16 protein-coding genes, 2 tRNA genes and 1 pseudogene are annotated in these 17,576 nt (G+C 57.7%); 18 read left to right on the top strand and 1 reads right to left on the bottom strand.

From position 1 onward, the window contains the following. Window positions 1-2 precede the first annotated feature (2 nt). The 17 genes and pseudogenes from lolB to FHR87_RS19125 all read left to right on the top strand — a co-directional run bounded on the left by lolB (window position 3) and on the right by FHR87_RS19125 (window position 16,210). Window positions 3-629 carry a lipoprotein insertase outer membrane protein LolB gene (gene lolB, locus FHR87_RS05280; RefSeq protein WP_183165663.1) on the top strand — a complete coding sequence of 209 codons (627 nt, stop codon included), beginning with the start codon at window positions 3-5 and terminating at the stop codon, window positions 627-629. Further along, on the top strand, window positions 626-1,471 hold the full coding sequence (gene ispE / locus FHR87_RS05275; protein WP_183165662.1) for a 4-(cytidine 5'-diphospho)-2-C-methyl-D-erythritol kinase: 846 nt from the start codon (window positions 626-628) through the stop codon (window positions 1,469-1,471). Before lolB ends, ispE begins: the two co-directional genes overlap by 4 nt. Before the next feature lie 30 nt (window positions 1,472-1,501). Further along, window positions 1,502-1,576 (top strand) — tRNA-Gln (locus FHR87_RS05270). 90 nt (window positions 1,577-1,666) lie between these two features. Continuing rightward, window positions 1,667-2,608 (top strand): ribose-phosphate diphosphokinase, encoded by a 942-nt coding sequence (locus tag FHR87_RS05265; RefSeq protein ID WP_183165661.1) that lies wholly within the window; start codon window positions 1,667-1,669, stop codon window positions 2,606-2,608. A 100-nt stretch (window positions 2,609-2,708) separates the two neighbouring features. Beyond that, window positions 2,709-3,308, top strand: coding sequence for a 50S ribosomal protein L25/general stress protein Ctc (locus tag FHR87_RS05260; RefSeq protein ID WP_183165660.1), 600 nt, complete (start codon window positions 2,709-2,711; stop codon window positions 3,306-3,308). 28 nt (window positions 3,309-3,336) lie between these two features. Further along, window positions 3,337-3,921, top strand: coding sequence for an aminoacyl-tRNA hydrolase (gene pth, locus FHR87_RS05255; protein WP_183165659.1), 585 nt, complete (start codon window positions 3,337-3,339; stop codon window positions 3,919-3,921). Between the two features lie 22 nt (window positions 3,922-3,943). Next, on the top strand, window positions 3,944-5,044 hold the full coding sequence (ychF, locus tag FHR87_RS05250) for a redox-regulated ATPase YchF (protein WP_183165658.1): 1,101 nt from the start codon (window positions 3,944-3,946) through the stop codon (window positions 5,042-5,044). 136 nt (window positions 5,045-5,180) lie between these two features. Beyond that, window positions 5,181-5,889 (top strand): annotated as a pseudogene (locus tag FHR87_RS05245) (Fic family protein); the annotation flags it as partial. Further along, window positions 5,879-8,722, top strand: a complete 2,844-nt coding sequence (locus FHR87_RS05240; protein WP_246335784.1) for a type I restriction-modification system subunit M — start codon at window positions 5,879-5,881, stop codon at window positions 8,720-8,722. The pseudogene FHR87_RS05245 and the gene FHR87_RS05240, both read left to right, overlap by 11 nt. After that, entirely contained in the window at window positions 8,713-9,918 is a 1,206-nt protein-coding gene (locus FHR87_RS05235; protein WP_183165657.1) for a restriction endonuclease subunit S, read from the top strand. Before FHR87_RS05240 ends, FHR87_RS05235 begins: the two co-directional genes overlap by 10 nt. A 25-nt stretch (window positions 9,919-9,943) precedes the next feature. Beyond that, window positions 9,944-10,291: a hypothetical protein gene (locus FHR87_RS05230; protein ID WP_183165656.1), complete on the top strand. Its 348-nt coding sequence runs from the start codon at window positions 9,944-9,946 to the stop codon at window positions 10,289-10,291. Window positions 10,292-10,330: 39 nt separating this feature from the next. Next, window positions 10,331-11,284: a hypothetical protein gene (locus tag FHR87_RS05225; protein WP_183165655.1), complete on the top strand. Its 954-nt coding sequence runs from the start codon at window positions 10,331-10,333 to the stop codon at window positions 11,282-11,284. A 15-nt stretch (window positions 11,285-11,299) separates the two neighbouring features. Further along, window positions 11,300-11,821: a zeta toxin family protein gene (locus FHR87_RS05220; RefSeq protein ID WP_183165654.1), complete on the top strand. Its 522-nt coding sequence runs from the start codon at window positions 11,300-11,302 to the stop codon at window positions 11,819-11,821. Beyond that, window positions 11,818-12,030 (top strand): hypothetical protein, encoded by a 213-nt coding sequence (locus FHR87_RS05215; protein ID WP_183165653.1) that lies wholly within the window; start codon window positions 11,818-11,820, stop codon window positions 12,028-12,030. Before FHR87_RS05220 ends, FHR87_RS05215 begins: the two co-directional genes overlap by 4 nt. Then, window positions 12,027-15,152, top strand: a complete 3,126-nt coding sequence (locus FHR87_RS05210; RefSeq protein WP_183165652.1) for a type I restriction endonuclease subunit R — start codon at window positions 12,027-12,029, stop codon at window positions 15,150-15,152. The genes FHR87_RS05215 and FHR87_RS05210 overlap by 4 nt, the downstream gene beginning before the upstream one ends. Continuing rightward, entirely contained in the window at window positions 15,152-15,862 is a 711-nt protein-coding gene (locus FHR87_RS05205; protein ID WP_183165651.1) for a M48 family metallopeptidase, read from the top strand. Before FHR87_RS05210 ends, FHR87_RS05205 begins: the two co-directional genes overlap by 1 nt. Window positions 15,863-15,949: 87 nt before the next feature. Continuing rightward, window positions 15,950-16,210: a hypothetical protein gene (locus FHR87_RS19125; protein ID WP_246335783.1), complete on the top strand. Its 261-nt coding sequence runs from the start codon at window positions 15,950-15,952 to the stop codon at window positions 16,208-16,210. On the opposite strand, the gene FHR87_RS19120 is transcribed toward FHR87_RS19125, so the two are convergent. Further along, window positions 16,207-16,434 (bottom strand): hypothetical protein, encoded by a 228-nt coding sequence (locus FHR87_RS19120; RefSeq protein WP_246335782.1) that lies wholly within the window; start codon window positions 16,432-16,434, stop codon window positions 16,207-16,209. The two genes, FHR87_RS19125 and FHR87_RS19120, sit on opposite strands and share 4 nt — an antisense overlap. Before the next feature lie 468 nt (window positions 16,435-16,902). Between FHR87_RS19120 and FHR87_RS05195 the strand changes: the two genes are divergently transcribed. After that, a tRNA-Met gene (locus FHR87_RS05195) sits at window positions 16,903-16,979 on the top strand. The last annotated feature ends 597 nt before the right edge of the window (window positions 16,980-17,576 follow it).

The following is a 17,576-nucleotide window of genomic DNA, read 5'->3' as shown; positions in this document are numbered from 1 at the left end:
CGATGTTCCCCCTACGCAACATTTTCCTTCTGCCATTATTGACCTTGCTTCTAAGCGGATGCGCGGGCCTCTTCAAAAGTGAATCGGTTGAAGGGCCAGGTGACACTGCGGCCTGGAACACCCACAAAACGCATATCAGTACGATCGATGGCTGGCAGATCACCGGTAAAATCGGCATCAAGGCCCCACAGGATTCTGGCAGCGGCACATTATTCTGGCTGCAACGCCAAAAGTATTTCGATCTCCGGCTTTCCGGCCCGCTTGGCCGGGGTGCAACCCGCCTGACTGGCCATCCAGACCGAGTAATTCTGGAAGTAGCTGAAAAAGGCCGCTTCGAAGCCAAATCGCCGGAAGCGCTGCTGGAAGAACAGCTAGGATGGCGCCTGCCGGTATCCAATCTGTTCTGGTGGATACGCGGCCTGCCCGCTCCGGATTCGCGCAGCCAGCTCTCTCTGAACCCGGACAGCCGCCTCGCGCATCTGGAGCAGGACGGCTGGCACGTGGAATATCTCTCTTATGCCGAGCACGACGGCTACTTTCTTCCCGAACGCATCAAACTACAGGGTGATGACCTGCAGCTCACCCTGGTCATCAAGGAGTGGCAACCTCGCCAGCTGGGCCATCCATGAACACACTATCCCTGCCAGCACCAGCCAAGCTCAATCTCATGCTGCACATCCTCGGTCGCCGCCCCGATGGTTACCATGAGCTGCAGACATTATTCCAATTTCTCGATTACGGCGACGAACTGACCCTCACCACCCGGGAAGACGGTCAGATCTGCCTGCAAACGGATCTGAGCGGCGTTACGCATGACGACAACCTCATTGTGAAAGCTGCACGCCTGCTACAAAGTCGCAGCAACTGCAAATTTGGTGTGACTATTCAACTGACCAAGCGCCTACCCATGGGCGGAGGCATCGGCGGCGGCAGCTCGGATGCCGCCACGACGCTATTGGGCCTGAACCACCTCTGGCAACTGAATCTCGATCAGAAAACGCTAGCCAGCCTAGGCTTGTCGCTGGGAGCCGATGTTCCGATTTTCATCCATGGCCAGGCCGCCTTTGCCGAAGGTGTTGGCGAGCACCTGACTCCCGTGACCCTTGAAGAACCGTGGTATCTCGTTGTAATTCCACCCGTTTCAGTAAGTACCAGAGAAATTTTCTCAGATCCGGAGTTGACACGGGACACCCCGGCCATTACAGTGCGCACCGTTCTCGAGCAGGGCTGTCGGAATGACTGTCAGCCGGTAGTTGCAAGGCGTTATCCAGAAATTGACAACGCCTTGATATGGCTAGGTAATTTTACTTCAGCCAGATTGACCGGAACGGGTAGCTGCATATTTGGGGCCTTCCCCAGCAGAGCAGAGGCTGATAAAGTCGCGCTCCAGCTCCCCGGAAGCCTGCAAGGGTTCGTAGCCAGAGGTAGCAACGTATCCATGTTGCACCGAAGGTTGCAAAACCCGACCTGAAACCCGGATACGTAAGTATCCATACGATACAGGGGCGTCGCCAAGCGGTAAGGCAGCAGGTTTTGATCCTGCCATGCGTTGGTTCGAATCCAGCCGCCCCTGCCATATCTCGAAGCTGTTCAAAAACAAGCCCTACAGGTAGCCTTTTTGAGCAGCTTTTTAATTTCAGATCAACCCAGTCGGCAGGTACTGCGCGTGTCCAAGATGATGGTCTTCACGGGGAACGCAAACCCCGATCTGGCCCGGCGTGTCGTACGTCAACTACATATTCCTCTCGGTGATGTATCGGTTGGCAAGTTTTCCGACGGCGAAGTCAGTGTCGAAATCAACGAAAACGTTCGTGGCAAGGATGTCTTCCTGATTCAACCGACATGCGCCCCGACAAACGACAACCTGATGGAGCTGGTAGTGATGGCCGACGCCTTCCGCCGCTCTTCCGCCTCGCGTATCACGGCCGTCATGCCCTACTTCGGTTATGCACGCCAGGATCGCCGTCCCCGTTCCGCCCGAGTCCCAATCAGCGCCAAAGTGGTTGCCGACATGCTCGATGCAGTCGGTATCGATCGCGTCCTGACCGTCGACCTACACGCTGACCAGATTCAGGGCTTCTTCGATATCCCGGTGGACAACATCTACGGATCGCCAGTGTTGGTCGATGACGTCCAGGCCCAGCGATTCGAAAACCTGATGATCGTATCCCCGGATATCGGCGGTGTAGTCCGCGCGCGCGCTGTAGCCAAATCCCTATCGGTAGATCTCGCAATCATCGATAAGCGCCGCCCCAAGGCGAACCAGTCGGAAGTCATGCACATCATCGGCGATGTCGAAGGCCGCACCTGCGTCCTTGTGGATGACATGGTCGATACGGCAGGAACACTCTGCCACGCGGCCAAGGCCCTGAAGGATCACGGCGCAGCCAAGGTCTATGCCTACTGTACACACCCGGTTCTGTCGGGACGGGCCATCGAGAACCTCGATGGCTCCGTACTGGATGAGCTGGTCGTGACCAATACCGTGCCGCTGAGCCATGCAGCCCAGAGCTGCGGACGAATCCGCCAACTGGATATCGCCCCGGTTGTGGCTGAAGCGGTTCGCCGCATCAGCAACGAAGAATCGATCAGTGCCATGTTCCGCTAGGACAGGGTATACGGATCAAAGCCCCGCCTACGGCGGGTTTATGAATCGCCCGAACGCCGGTCGCACGTGTTTCGGGCGTATTGTTGTCTTGGAGAAATAAATGACCGATTTTACCCTGAATGCCGAAGTGCGTTCCGACCTGGGGAAAGGTGCGAGCCGCCGCCTTCGTCGTAACGCCAGCATGGTTCCTGCCGTGATCTACGGTGGCGACAAGGCTCCACAATCCATCAGCCTGCTGAGCAGAGAAGTGGCCAAGCTGCTGGAAAACGAAGCTGCGTTCAGCCATGTCATCTCACTGAAAATTGGCTCCGCTTCCGAATCAGTGCTGATCAAAGCCCTGCAGCGCCACCCAGCCAAGGGCTTTGTCCTGCATGTCGATTTCCTGCGTACCGTTGCTGATCACAAGCTGACTGCCCACATCCCGTTGCACTTCCTCAACCAGGAAACGGCCATTGGGGTGAAACAGCAAGGTGGCGAGATATCCCATACCGTTTCTGAAGTGGAAATCGCCTGCTTGCCGAAAGACCTGCCGGAATTCATCGAAGTCGACCTGGCCTCACTCGAACTCGGCCAGATCCTGCACTTGTCCGACCTGAAACTGCCAGCGGGTGTCGAACTGGTAGCCCTGGCCCATGGCAACGACCTGGCCGTGGCCAACATCCACGCTTCACGCGTGGAAAAAACCGACGGTACCGAATAACCCTCGGAACGCTTGAAAGGCTCTTGCGATGACTGTCGTCCAGCTGATCGTTGGCCTGGGAAACCCAGGACCGGAATATGACCAGACCCGGCACAACGCAGGGGCCTTTTTCGTCGAACGCCTGGCAGCGACCCATGGTGCCAGCCTCAGTAGCGAACGCAAGTTCTTCGGCCTGGTTGGAAAATTTTCCCATCAGGGGCGCGATATTCGCTTGCTGATCCCTACCACCTTCATGAATCGCAGTGGACAGGCCGTAGCGGCCATGGCCAGCTTCTACCGTATCTCGCCAGAAGCCATCCTGGTGGCTCATGATGAGCTTGATCTCCTCCCGGGCGTTGCCAGACTCAAGAAAGGCGGCGGACACGGCGGACACAACGGGTTGCGCGATATTATCGCCCAGCTCGGCAACCAGAACAGCTTCCACCGCCTGCGCCTCGGCATCGGCCATCCAGGACACAGCAGCCAGGTCACTGGCTATGTACTGGGCCGTGCGCCGCAGACTGAGCGGGAACTGCTTGACACTAGCATCGACTCTGCTTTCGGCGTGCTACCGGACATCCTCGACGGGAATTGGACCCGCGCGATGCAACAGTTGCACAGCCAGAAAGCTTGAACATATTCCGAGGCACACCACCATGGGATTCAATTGCGGCATCGTCGGCCTGCCCAATGTTGGCAAGTCAACTCTCTTCAATGCACTGACCAAAGCCGGTATTGGGGCAGAAAACTTTCCTTTCTGTACCATCGAACCCAATAGTGGCGTCGTCCCGATGCCCGACCCACGCCTCGAAGCCCTGGCCACTATCGTCCACCCGGAGCGAGTCATCGCCACGACGATGGAGTTCGTCGATATTGCCGGCCTGGTGGAAGGTGCATCCAAAGGCGAAGGCCTGGGTAACAAATTCCTGGCGAATATCCGTGAAACAGATGCTATAGCCCATGTCGTGCGCTGTTTCGAAGATGAAAATGTCATTCACGTCGCCAATAGCGTCGATCCAAAACGCGATATCGAAATAATCGACCTGGAGCTGATCTTCGCCGACCTGGAAAGCGTCCAGAAGCAGTTGCAGAAGGTCGTCCGCACCGCCAAGGGCGGCGACAAGGAAGCCATCGCCCAGAAGGCGCTCCTGGAAAAACTGCAGACGCATTTCAGCGAAGGCAAACCGGCGCGGACCTTGCCCAACGGCATGAGTGACGAAGAGCAACGCCTGATCAAGGGCTTTCACCTGCTCACCAGCAAACCGGTCATGTACATCGCCAACGTTGCAGAAGACGGTTTCGATGACAACCCGCACCTGGACAAGGTAAAAGCCATTGCTGCCGCGGAAGGCGCAGTAGTAGTCCCCGTCTGCAACAAGATCGAAGCGGAAATCGCCGAACTGGACGATGGCGAGGAAAAGGACATGTTCCTCGAATCCCTCGGCCTCGAAGAGCCCGGCCTCAACCGCGTGATCCGCGCTGGCTACCAGCTCCTCAACCTGCAGACCTATTTCACCGCCGGCGTCAAGGAAGTCCGCGCCTGGACCGTCAAGGTCGGCGCCACCGCCCCCCAGGCCGCCGCCGCCATCCACACCGACTTCGAGAAGGGCTTCATCCGCGCCGAAGTAGTCGCCTACGACGACTTCATCCAGTACAAAGGCGAAGCCGGCGCCAAGGAAGCAGGTAAGTGGCGCCTGGAAGGCAAGGAGTATGTCGTCAAGGATGGGGATGTAATGCACTTCCGCTTCAACGTCTGACGTGATCAAGCGGCGGCTTGCCCATGTGAAAAGCAACTGAAGGCTGGAAATAGGGCAAGCCAATGATTAAAAGGGGTAATCTAGGCCATCAATGCCCCTTTCCAGGCCGTGGCTCACGTGGTCGCACCCTGGGTGCTGGAAAGCCACCGACAACATCGTCGAGCGCCACGTCGCAGTTGCGCTTCCAGCCGGTCACTGCGCACCTGACGCCGATGGCCATGGCCGATCTGACCCGCCACTACTCCACCGCGCTGGACCAGCACCTGGCCGACCCGTTGGTACTGGTGCCGCTGGCGATGCTCGACTTCCTGTGCATTCACCCCTTCCCAGATGGCAACGGCCGCATGTCCCGCTTGCTGACCTTGCTGCTGCTCTACCACTTCGACTATGCCGTGGGCCGCTACATCAGCTTGGAACGCATCTTCGAGGACACCAAGGAAGGCTATTACGAGACGCTGGAAGCCAGCTCGCAGGGCTGGCACCAGGGGCAGCATGACGTCAAGCCCTGGCTCGACTACTTCTGGGGTGCCTTGCTACGGGCCTACCGCGAGTTCGAGGAGCGTGTCGGCACCATCGAGCGTGGCCGCGGCAGCAAGGGCGACCGGGTGCGGGCAGAAGTGCTGGGGCGCACCCTACCGTTTTCTATTTCGGAGATCGAGGAAGCCTGTCCTGGCGTGAGCCGGGACATGGTGCGGCTGGTGTTGCGGGCGATGAAGTCGGAAGGACTGATCGAATCGACTGGTAAAGGCCGTGGTGCGAAGTGGATCCATACCGCCAGAATACTGAACACGGCAGAAAACAGAGTGCCGGCATCCAACCAAGCCGGCAGCAACGATGGATATTGAAGTGACAAGTATCGAACAGAAGATCGCGCGCTTTATCAGTACGCTCGAAGCCATGGGCGGTTCCGCCGGGAACCAGCGGCTGCGCGAGGCATTGGGATGGCAGGAAGCCACCTATGACAGCATCAAGCAGCAACTGCTTGAGGAAAGCCGGATCGTTCCCGGCCGAGGGCGCGGCGGCTCGGTCGCCCTGTCCACAACGGCCTATGCGGCCAATCAAGAACCGGCGATATCATTGGAGGCACGCGAAGCCTCTGTGCCCTACCTGAAGACAAAGGCGAAAGCGGATTCGTCATCGCGGGATAAAGCGACCGCTGCCCCAGCCGCCACGACGCCCACCCCACGCAACGGCGTGGTCAAAAAATCCGACCTCTACAGCTCCATCTGGGCCTCATGCGACGAACTGCGTGGTGGCATGGACGCCAGCCAGTACAAGGACTATGTCCTGTTCATGCTGTTCATCAAGTACATCAGCGACAAGTACGGTGACAGCGACGACTTCGCCCCACCCGTGGTCATCCCGCCCGGCGCGTCGTTCAAGGACATGGTGGCGCTCAAGGGCAAGGCCGACATCGGTGACAGGATCAACACCCAGGTCATCCAGAAGCTGATCGACGCCAATACCAAGCTGGCGCGCAGCGACTTCCCCGACTTCAACGACCCCAACAAGCTCGGCGAAGGCGCGGCGATGGTCGAGCGCCTGGGCAACCTGATCGCCATCTTCGAAAAGCCCGAGCTGAACTTCGCCAACAACCGCGCCGACAACGACGACCTGCTCGGCGATGCCTACGAATACCTGATGCGCCATTTCGCACAGGACTCCGGCAAGAGCAAGGGCCAGTTCTACACGCCTTCCGAAGTCAGCAGCGTCATCGCCCAGGTCATCGGCATCTCGCACGCCAACGCCAAAGGCTCTACCACCGCGTATGACCCGACATGTGGGTCGGGTTCGCTGCTGCTGAAAGTGGCCGCCGAGGCGGGCCGGCAGATCACTCTGGAAGGGCAGGAAAAGGACGTGACCACCGCCGGTCTGGCGCGGATGAACCTGATCCTGCACCACTTCCCCAGCGCCACCATCCTCAGCGGCGACACGCTGGTGAACCCCAAGTTCAAGGATGGCGAACAACTGCGCGCCTACGACTACGTGGTCGCCAACCCGCCGTTCTCCGACAAGAAATGGTCCACCGGCCTCAACCCTGCCAACGACCCTTTCCAGCGCTTCACTTGGGGCGCGCCGCCCGCCAAGCAGGGCGACTACGCCTACCTGCTGCACGTCATCCGCAGCATGAAGGCTACCACCGGCAAGGGCGCGGTCATCCTGCCGCACGGCGTGCTGTTCCGTGGCAACGCCGAGGCAGTCATCCGCAAGCAACTGGTGCGCTCCGGCATCCTCAAGGGCATCATCGGCCTGCCCGCCAACCTGTTCTACGGCACCGGCATCCCCGCCTGCATCCTGGTGCTGGACAAGGAAAACGCCAACGCCAGAGCCATCGGCGCCACTGCCGGAGGCAGTGACAAAAAGAGCGGCATCTTCATGATCGACGCCAGTAAAGGCTTCATCAAGGACGGCCCCAAGAACCGCCTGCGCGAGCAGGACATCCACCGCATCGTCGATACCTTTCGCCGGGGCGCGGACGTGCCGCGCTATGCCCGTAGGGTGCCGCTGGATGAAATCGCCAGCGACCGAAACGACTACAACCTCAACCTGCCGCGCTACATCGACAGCAGCGAACCGGAAGACCTGCACGACATCGACGCCCACCTCAACGGCGGCATTCCCGAACGCGACATCGACGCCTTCGCCGCCGACTGGCAGGAAATGCCCACCCTGCGCAGTGCTCTTTTCTCCCCTCTCCCTCCGGGAGAGGGGCTGGGGGTGAGGGCCCGCCCCGGCTACGCACAACTCACCGTACCCGTGTCCGAAGTACGCTCCATCATCCTCGCCCACCCGCAATTCCAGCGCTTCCGCAGCAAGGTCGAAACCCTGTTCGGCAAATGGCAGCAGGCCGTCACGCCGCTGCTCACCGGCATCCAGCCCGGCGACAAACCCAAGGCGCTGATCGCACAGGTGTCCGAAACCCTGCTCGCCGCCTTTCAGGCCGCGCCGCTGCTGGACCCCTACGACATCTACCAGCACCTGATGGACTACTGGACCGAGACCATGCAGGACGACGCCTACCTGATCGCCGCCGATGGCTGGCTGGCGCTGCCCCGGCGCATTGTGGAAACCGACAAGAAGGGCAAGACCAAAGATAAGGGCTGGATTTGTGACCTGCTGCCCAAGCAATACATCGTCGCCCGCTACTTCGCCGCCGAGCAGGCCGAACTGGAGGCTAAACAGGCCGAACTGGAGAGCGTAACCAGCCAGATCGCCGAGCTGGAAGAAGAACACAGCGGCGAAGACGGCGCGTTCTCCGGCTTTGACAAGATCACCGCCGCGCAAGTCAAAGACCGCCTCACCGAGCTTGGCAATGACCCCGACAGCGCCGACGAACGCGCCGTGCTCAAGCAATGGCAGCAACTCAGCGCCCGCGAAGCCGCACTGAAAAAAACCGTGAAAACGCTGGAAGCGGAACTCGACCAGCAAGCCCATGACCACTATTTCACCCTCAGCGAAGCCGAGGTCAAAACGCTGGTGGTGGAAGACAAGTGGCTGGCGCGTTTGCAAGCCGACGTGCAGCAGGAACTGGAGCGCATCTCGCAAACTCTCGCCCAGCGCATCCGCGAACTGGCCGAGCGCTACGACACGCCGCTGCCGAAGCTCGAAAATGATTTGGCTGCCCTCAGTGCCAAGGTGGAAGCGCACCTGAAACGGATGGGGGCGGTATGGAAGTGAATCCGGGGTACAAGCAGACAGAAGTGGGGGTGATTCCGGAGAATTGGGGAGTATACCGGCTGTCAGAGCTAGGGGCTGGGGCGACACCTTCTGTAAAAGCAGGACCTTTCGGATCTGCTTTAAAAAAAGAGGAATACGTTCCAACCGGATTCAAGGTATATGGTCAAGAGCAAGTAATTCGAGGGGATTACTTGTTCGGGGATTATTTCATTTCCACAAACAAATATCGCCAGTTGGAGAGTTGCTCCGTAAACCCTGGGGATGTACTTCTGAGTCTGGTTGGCACAGTTGGAAAATTACTTGAGATCCCTAAAGATGCCCCTAAAGGGATAATTAACCCTCGACTTATTAGGTTTTCATTCGACAGGAGTCGCGTTCTATCAAGCTACTTTAGATATACCTTCGAATCTTCTGCTGTTCAGCAAGAACTCCAAAGCCGTGCTCAAGGCGGAACCATGGGAGTTTTAAATGCAGGGATTCTGAGATCATTTGAAATAGCGCTTCCCGGCTTTGAAGAACAACGTGCCATCGCCACCACCCTCAGCGACATGGACGCGCTGCTGGACGGACTGGATCGCCTGATTGCCAAAAAGCGCGCCATCAAACAAGCCACCATGCAACAACTCCTCACCGGCCAAACCCGCCTGCCGGGGTTCAGTGGCGAGTGGGAGGTGAAGCGGCTGGGCGATGTAGCGCATATCAAAACAGGAAGCAAGAATAACGAGGACAAGGCTGAAAATGGGGACTATCCATTTTTTGTTCGGTCAGAAAATATTGAGCGAATCAGCAGCTATTCCTACGACTGCGAAGCTATTCTTGTCCCTGGTGAAGGTCGAATTGGAGAGATTTTTCACTACATCAGCGGGAAATTCGATGTGCATCAGCGGGTATATGCCATTACGCAATTTAACCAAGATGTGTCAGGTCGATTTGTGCACCTCTACCTATCTGCAAATTTCGGTGCTTGGGCAATGCAAAATACAGTAAAGGCAACAGTGGATTCATTGCGGCTGCCAACATTTCTAGATTTCCAGATGTGCATACCGCCTACTGTGGAAGAGCAAATCGCCATCGCCACCGTCCTCACCGACATGGACACCGAAATCACCACCCTCGAAACCCACCGCACCAAGACCCGCGCCCTCAAGCAAGCCATGATGCAGGAACTGCTGACCGGCAGGACGCGGCTGATATAACGCTTAATACATTCAAGGGAATGATATGGCTGAGCATTTATTGATTATTGGGGCAGGGGTTGATCGCACGCCGGGACTGGATTTTCCGCTAGCCAATACCTTACTGGCGGATGTTTCCCGTTATCTTGACGGGCCGGGTAAAGCTGTCGATGAAGCGTTACGTGACATGCTTCCCGGCCTTCGCTTCAATTTCAACAATATGATCGCCCGTGCGGTGGGCAAGATCGCCACGCGCGACACCCATGAGCAAAAAGAGATGGTCACGCGAGTCAGTCAGGTCATTAAGGATCTGCCGGAAGACCAAGCGCATGTGCGCAAACATGGCGAACTGATCATTTGCTTGTTCAACAAGCTGGCAAGCATTGCAGAATAGAGCTATCTGGATGATGAAACGGAGGCGTTGATTCGGGAGGTGTTCCCCAAGGATGCAGATGACCTGATTGACAGTGATTCGATTCTGGATATTCACAAGTTGTCACTGTCCGATACCTTCAAAACCGTGCTCAAACGCACGTTGAAGATGGGGCTCAGCGGTGAGCATCATGCCGTTGCCAGTGCGCTGGGTGCCGATATGCTCAATATCGAAACCCTGCTGGTGGAGAAATTTCTCGGCTTCTACAACGAGCGCCCGGCCGACATCAAAAACTACCTGTACATTTCTTGGGCGCTGTGGGCTTTTCTGGTTGAAAAGCAAAAGACGGTGCTTAAAGGGCATCAGGATAGCGGACTGCCTTTTTATGGAAGCCTGCCAAATGACATCCGCGCCTTGACGCTCAACTACACGGCATTTCTGCAAGAGCAGCTTGGCGAAGAAAATGTCATCTATTTCCACGGCGGGTTGGCGGAGTATGTACGGATGGACACACGCAACCTGTTGCAGATTGAAGGTATTCTGGATTGCGATCCGGCTGAGTTTATTCGGGAAACCATTAAGCCAAATGTTGATGTGACGCATGCAGATGTGCGGCAGCAGCGCCATGTGATTCCAGCGCTGGTTCCGCCGCTCAGGTTAAAGCCCATTCTCTCGCACAAGTACATCGAGCTTTGGGCCACCGCTGCAAAATGGATCGAAGAGGCCAAACACATCGTGGTGGTGGGCTATTCGTTCAACAATGCCGATGAGCATTTTAATGACATCTTGCGCTGCAACTCGGGTCGCAAAATTGACATCGTGGTGCCTGAGGCAACAAGTGATTATTTCAAGGGACGGATGGAGAAGGTGTTTAACACACCTGTAAATCAGTTTGATGCCATCAAGGTGCAAGGAATGAATGCCCTCAAGGCCAGAAATTTGCGGTTGATTTCTGCCAAGGCGTCGGAAGTCAACATCTCAGCCTTATTCCAGAACGGCAGCAATAGCAAATGATTTGAGGCGTAAACGGTGGGCAGTAAAAAAGTCATCATCATCGCTGGCCCCAACGGCGCAGGGAAGACGACGTTTGCGCGCTCCTTCCTGCCGAGGGAGGCGCAGCTTCCGCGTTTCATCAATGCTGATTTGATTGCGGCGGGGTTATCGCCCTTTGCACCAGAGGCAGTCGCTATCAAGGCGGGGCGTCTGATGCTTGAAGAGATCGCGGAAAGTGTCCAACGTGGGGAGAGCTTTGCGCTTGAAACCACGCTGTCTGGCCTGGGCTATCTGCGACAGATTCGGCAGTGGAGAGCGCAGGGGTATACCGTAAGCCTGTTCTTCTTGGCGCTGCCGGATGCCGAGACTGCCATAGAACGTGTTGCTGAACGGGTACGGCAAGGCGGTCATAACATTCCAGAAGCCGTTATCCGTCGCCGCTTTGCGGCAGGGCAACACAATTTTGAGCATTACTACTGCGATGCGGTGGATGACTGGAGCTTATACGATAACGCTGGCGACATACCTGTTCTGCTGGCATGGGGAGAACGCACATGAATAAGAACACCGCACCCAAAGATATTTTCGAGGCTAAAAATCCCGACCTGCGAGCTGCGCTGGCGGCTATGCAGCGAGCCGCAGAGTTGGCACGACGGACGGCTATCCAGACTGATACTGCCATCGTGGTGGTACGGGACGGTCAGCGGATGCGCATCACGGCAGAACAATTGCGCCAAGAGAGTGCGGAGCACCTGAGCAACCCATGACCCAACCCATGCCGCGCTCCGAGCGCACTTCACAGAACCGGGTGGTACGCCTGTTCACCACGCCGACGGCTACTGGCGGCCTCGGCTACGAATACCTGGGCAACTGGACTAAGCGCGACCACAACCGCGCCATTGAGACCGATCTGCTGCGTGCCAATCTGGCCGTGCGTGGTTACTCGCCCGCCCATATCAGCGCCGCCTTGCAGAAGTTGGAGGTTGCGGTGGATGTCACCGGCATCACGCCCTATCAAGCCAACCTGCGCACCTACCAGCTGCTGCGCTATGGCGTACCGGTACAGGTCGCGGCGGGCCAGTCGCACGAGACGGTGCAGTTGATCGACTGGATGCAGCCCGAGCGCAATCACTTCGCGCTGGCCGAGGAGGTCACGCTGAAAGGCGAGAACACCCGTCGGCCAGACATCGTGCTGTACCTCAATGGTTTGGCGGTGACGGTGATTGAGCTAAAACGCAGCTCGGTGGATGTGGGCGACGGCATTCGCCAGTTGATCAGCAATCAGGAGGACGTATTCAACCAAGGGTTTTTCAGCACTGTGCAATTGCTGTTGGCGGGCAGTGATGCGCAGGGCCTGCGTTACGGTACCACTGGCACGCCGGAACAGTTCTTCGTGCAGTGGAAGGACGAACAGCCACAAGCCACGGTGACCGCAGGTACCTTGCTGGATCGCCCATTGGCACAGATGTGCGGCAAAGCGCGGTTGTTGGACTTGATCCGCAACTTCGTGATCTTCGATGCAGGCTTCAAGAAAGTGCCCCGGCAGCACCAGTACCAAGGCATCAAGGCCGCCCAAGAGCGCATTGCCAAGTGCGAAGGCGGTGTGATCTGGCACACCCAAGGCAGCGGTAAAAGCATTCTGATGGTGCTGCTGGCCAAGTGGCTGCTGGAGCACGACCCGCAGGCGCGGGTACTGATGGTAACCGATCGCGACGAACTGGACAAGCAGATCGAAGGGGTGATGCGCAACGCCGGGGTGATCGGCGCGGAGTCGGCATCCCCGCGCATCACCTCGCGGGCGGACTTCGTGGGCAAGCTCAGCGCCACCACGCCGCGCCTGCTGTGTGCGCTGATTCACAAGTTCGATGCGGCCGATCTCAAGGGCGAGCCGCCGCCGATCCACGGGCGTTTCTACGTGTTCGTGGACGAGTGCCACCGCACTCAGGGCGGCAATATGAACAAGCAGATGAAGCGCTGGCTGGCCGATGCGATTTTTATCGGGTTCACCGGCACGCCGCTGCTGCGCAAGGACAGGCAAACCACCCGCGATGTGTTTGGCACCTACATCCACACCTATAAGTTCCACGAAGCGGTGGCCAACAAGGTGGTGCTGGACCTGAAATACGAAGCCCGCGATGTACCGCAGCGGTTGACCTCACGCGAGGCCATCGACGCCTGGTTCGAGAAGAAAACCCGCGGGCTGAACAACTTCCAGAAATCCATCCTGCGCAAGCGCTGGGCCACGATGGAAGAGCTGATGAGCGCCAAGGAACGCAAGGACCGCATCGTCGCCAACATCATTGAGGACTTCAGCCTCAAGCCCCGTCTGGACAATGACCGCGGCACGGCAATTCTGGTGGCCGCCTCGATTTACGATGCGTGCCACTACTTCCGGCTGTTCCGGAATACGCCTTTTGGCCTGCATGTGGGCATCATTACCTCGTTCGAGCCGAACCCAGCAGCCATTGCCCGCGAGCCGGCCAATGGCGACGAGCGCTACAAATATGACACCTACACGCAGCACGTGCTGCGCGACGGCCAGACCACCAAGCAATACGAAGACGAAACCAAGCGCCGCTTCATCGAGGAGCCGGCCCGCATGAAGCTGCTGATCGTGGTCAGCAAGCTGCTCACCGGCTTCGATGCGCCCAGTTGCACCTATATCTATCTGGACAACGAACTGCACGACCACAACCTGTTCCAGGCCATCTGCCGTACCAACCGGCTCGATGGTGACGACAAGGACTATGGCTATATCGTCGATTACAAGGAACTGTTCGGCGACGTGCAGCAGGCCATTGCGGTGTACAGCTCCGACGAGCTGGACATCGACGTGGGCAACGGCGGCGATAACAACGTCCACTTGAAGAACTGGCTGGAGGAAGGCCGCAAGCAACTGGACGAAGCCCGTGAAGCGCTGCATTACCTATGCGAGCCGGTGGCGCAGCCGCGGGAACTGGAGCAGTTTATCCACTATTTCTGCGGCCATGCTGGTGATCCGGAGGCGCTGCTGGAAAGCGAGGCGCTGCGCATCGCCTTCTACAAGGCTGTGGCAACCTACCTGCGCGCCTTCGCGGCCATTGCCCAGAACCTGGCCGAGGCAGGTTATTCCGACAGTGAAGCCGATACCTTGCGGCGGGAAACCGAGTTCTATGCCGAGGTGCGTTCGGCCATCCAGCATTACAGCGGCGAAGAGCTGGACATCAAGCCCTACGAGGCCGACATGCGCCACCTTATCAACACCTATATCCAGGCCGAACCGGCGAAAGGCTTGGGTGAGCTGGCCGAACTGTCGCTGACTGAGCTGATCATCGAGACCGGTATCCATGACGCCATCGCCAAGAAGCTCAATGAGAAGGGCAAGCTGTCGAAGAATGCCATTGCGGAAACCATCATCAACAACGTCCGCAAGACCATCATCCGCGACCGCCTGACCGATCCGCGCCTTTATGAGCAGATGTCCAAGCTGCTCGATGACCTGATCCAGCAAAGCCGCGAAAGCACCGAGGCCTATGAAGCATTCCTGCGTAATGCAGAAGCCCTGGTGAAGAAGCTACACGAAAAACAGCACGACAGCGATGAACCCACCATCCTGCACGGCAATGCCAGTGCGCTGGTGATCTACCGCAACCTGCCGGACATCATTTCCGATGATGCGCTGCCTGATGAAGATCGCGACGTCCACGAGTCGGTGGCGAATTACGGCAACCCATTGGCCTTTTTGGCACTGAGGATTGACAGCCTAATGCGTGACGAAGCCCCGGCGGGATGGCGCGGCGATGAAGCCAAGGAACGCATCGTGCAGAACGTTCTGTATCCGCTGACCGGCCGCGACCGAGAGGCCACGCTCAAGCTGTTCGATCTGCTGAAAAATCAGCCAGGCTACTGATGGGACAGACGCACATACGTCTGGGGGAGCTGGACATCACCGTCACCTTCAAGGCGGTGAAGAACGTCCATCTTTCCGTACATCCGCCCGCGGGTAACGTGACGCTGGTGGCGCCGACGGGCACACGGCTGGAAGTGGCGCGTGCCTATGCCATTTCCAAATTACGCTGGATTCGCCAGCAACAGACGCAATTGCTGGCACAGGCACGTGAAGTACCCCGCCAATTTGTCACGAGGGAAAGCCATTACATCTGGGGACGCCGCTACCTGCTCACGGTGGTGGAGCGCGATGCTCCGCCCGTGGTGAAGATGGATCACCGGCGCATCACCCTGAACGTTCGTCCTGGAGCCGATGCAGGCAGGCGCGAGGCCATCTATCAACGTTGGCAACGGTCCTTGTTGCATGAAACGATCCCGCCTTTGATCGCGCATTGGGAACGACGTATCGGCGTGAAGGTGGAAGGGTATTTTCTACAGCGCATGAAAACCAAGTGGGGCAGTTGCAATCACCTACGCGCTCATATTCGGCTCAATACCGAACTGGTCAAGAAACCTCGTGACCTGCTCGAATACGTGATCGTGCATGAGATGATCCATCTGATTGAGCCGACGCACAATGAACGCTTCATCGCCTTGCTGGATCAGCACTATCCCGCCTGGCGGGAGGCTCGTGCGGAACTAAACGCGCTCCCCCTATGGCAGGCAGTCTGAGTGACTTCTATCGGCCCAGATAAATCGAGACTACACCGATCCGCTTATGTCCTAGTTGTTTGGTCCCGGGAAGTAATGGTCTATGGTATGAGCCTCTCTCGGAGGATGATCCATGGCTCAGATTCTTCACAAACGCGCCACGACCACGCACGCCATCCGAGCAGAAATACAGCGATCGCACGATTCGATCGCGGCGATATGGATGGCAACACAATCCACCTGGTTGTTTTCGTAGCCGATGGAGGCCTGCAGAAGCTTTGCGAGATCGGCATCGAGCGCGCATGCCCGCTGGAAGTCCAGGGCGCTTTCGTGAACCTGATACAGCTCGCTGAGAACATGGCCGGTTAGAGGGTCGCGGGCTGACCCACCAGGCTGATCCAGCCCGTCAGCCGAAGCACGACGAGGACGCGCCAGGCCGTCTCGTATCCGGCCCGCTGCCCCAGCGACGTCGAAGTAAGATAGCGGCGCAACTGCCCCAGGTTCGCCAGCGGACTGATACCCTCCGCAGAGCGCAGCATGCGCAGAACCTGCCAGCCGTTGCGCTCCAATGGCGTTAGGCGAACGTCGAGCATGAGCGAGGCCGGCCTGGTGAACAGGGCGTCTTGCCCCAGCGGGTTGTGGCGGGTGTGATGGTCTGCTACGAGAGTTCTCCGAGGTATGGGCCACAGTGGCCCGTTCCCCTGCATCTCATCGCGTGCCGTCCCGGACGTCAGCCAACAATGCTGGTCTGCGCCATAACCGTTTTGATCCGGCTGAGCGCAGCGCTGGCATCGTCCTCAGGACTGATCTATGATCCCGACATCTCTTGGGGGTACTTCCAGCGATTCCCGCAAAGGCCGTGACGCGGTTTCCCCGCGAAACCTAATTCACAGGCCTTTGCCAACCGATCAATGTTTAAACGTGTGATCAACGTCTAGGCACAAGCAAAGCCACAAGCCGACCGTCGAAAGATACTCGCCTGACAGTCAAAAACGAGAAAGTTATTTAAACACAAAGGCTTGACAGATATATTTTGCTTGAGAATAATGCGCGCCTCGAATGGCTACGTAGCTCAGCTGGTTAGAGCGCGGCATTCATAATGCTGAGGTCCGGGGTTCAAGTCCCTGCGTAGCCACCATCATTTCAAAGGGTTAGCGAAAGCTAGCCCTTTTTCGTTTCCGGGCGCAGCCCATGTAGGGGCTGGACCACCGGTGCTGCCTTGCACGAGTACACCGGCGCGACCGTGGCCTGTCGCCCTGGCTATGAAAACGGATCTGTCAGTAAAGGCTTACACGACGCGAAGCATTTAGCTTATTTGCTGAGGCTGGCTGCCTCGCTATAGTGACCACAGCAGCCTCAAAGGATCGAAGCTAGTGGCTAGAAGTGAACGCCAAGGAACGTTGCAGGACGCAGCAGCATCAGGACGATGACCAAGGAAGCGGTAACACATGAAGGCGACGGGAATAAACTCCCGTCGCTTTTTTGTTTGTGCAGACGCTGCAGCATGACTACGGCAATGCCCAAGTAATTCCAGATGATTTTAGTGGGATATTGATCCGCCTGGATAGCAGGGCTGCAAACTCATTGGCTTCGACTTGGCAATCAAACTCTACGACGAACAGGCCATTCAAGCGCACCGCCCACACCATCCCCACACGCACCACTGTGACTTCCATCGTGACAACCACGCACGCTGATCAATTCTAATGGAATAGTGACATCAGGTTTCTGGATT

It is taken from the genome of Azomonas macrocytogenes (genome assembly GCF_014191985.1).
GTDB lineage: Bacteria > Pseudomonadota > Gammaproteobacteria > Pseudomonadales > Pseudomonadaceae > Azomonas > Azomonas macrocytogenes.
The sequence above is the reverse complement of the archived record's forward strand: the minus strand, read 5'-3'. Positions and strand labels throughout refer to the sequence as shown.

What these genes read in the sequence shown, in the direction of transcription:
- lolB (WP_183165663.1), top strand. Translation starts at nt 3, where the DNA reads ATGTTCCCCCTACGCAACATTTTCCTTCTGCCATTATTGACCTTGCTT.
- ispE (WP_183165662.1), top strand. Translation starts at nt 626, where the DNA reads ATGAACACACTATCCCTGCCAGCACCAGCCAAGCTCAATCTCATGCTG.
- FHR87_RS05260 (WP_183165660.1), top strand. Translation starts at nt 2,709, where the DNA reads ATGACCGATTTTACCCTGAATGCCGAAGTGCGTTCCGACCTGGGGAAA.
- pth (WP_183165659.1), top strand. Translation starts at nt 3,337, where the DNA reads ATGACTGTCGTCCAGCTGATCGTTGGCCTGGGAAACCCAGGACCGGAA.
- ychF (WP_183165658.1), top strand. Translation starts at nt 3,944, where the DNA reads ATGGGATTCAATTGCGGCATCGTCGGCCTGCCCAATGTTGGCAAGTCA.
- FHR87_RS05240 (WP_246335784.1), top strand. Translation starts at nt 5,879, where the DNA reads ATGGATATTGAAGTGACAAGTATCGAACAGAAGATCGCGCGCTTTATC.
- FHR87_RS05235 (WP_183165657.1), top strand. Translation starts at nt 8,713, where the DNA reads ATGGAAGTGAATCCGGGGTACAAGCAGACAGAAGTGGGGGTGATTCCG.
- FHR87_RS05230 (WP_183165656.1), top strand. Translation starts at nt 9,944, where the DNA reads ATGGCTGAGCATTTATTGATTATTGGGGCAGGGGTTGATCGCACGCCG.
- FHR87_RS05215 (WP_183165653.1), top strand. Translation starts at nt 11,818, where the DNA reads ATGAATAAGAACACCGCACCCAAAGATATTTTCGAGGCTAAAAATCCC.
- FHR87_RS05210 (WP_183165652.1), top strand. Translation starts at nt 12,027, where the DNA reads ATGACCCAACCCATGCCGCGCTCCGAGCGCACTTCACAGAACCGGGTG.
- FHR87_RS05205 (WP_183165651.1), top strand. Translation starts at nt 15,152, where the DNA reads ATGGGACAGACGCACATACGTCTGGGGGAGCTGGACATCACCGTCACC.
- FHR87_RS19125 (WP_246335783.1), top strand. Translation starts at nt 15,950, where the DNA reads ATGAGCCTCTCTCGGAGGATGATCCATGGCTCAGATTCTTCACAAACG.
- FHR87_RS19120 (WP_246335782.1), bottom strand. Translation starts at nt 16,434, where the DNA reads ATGCTCGACGTTCGCCTAACGCCATTGGAGCGCAACGGCTGGCAGGTT.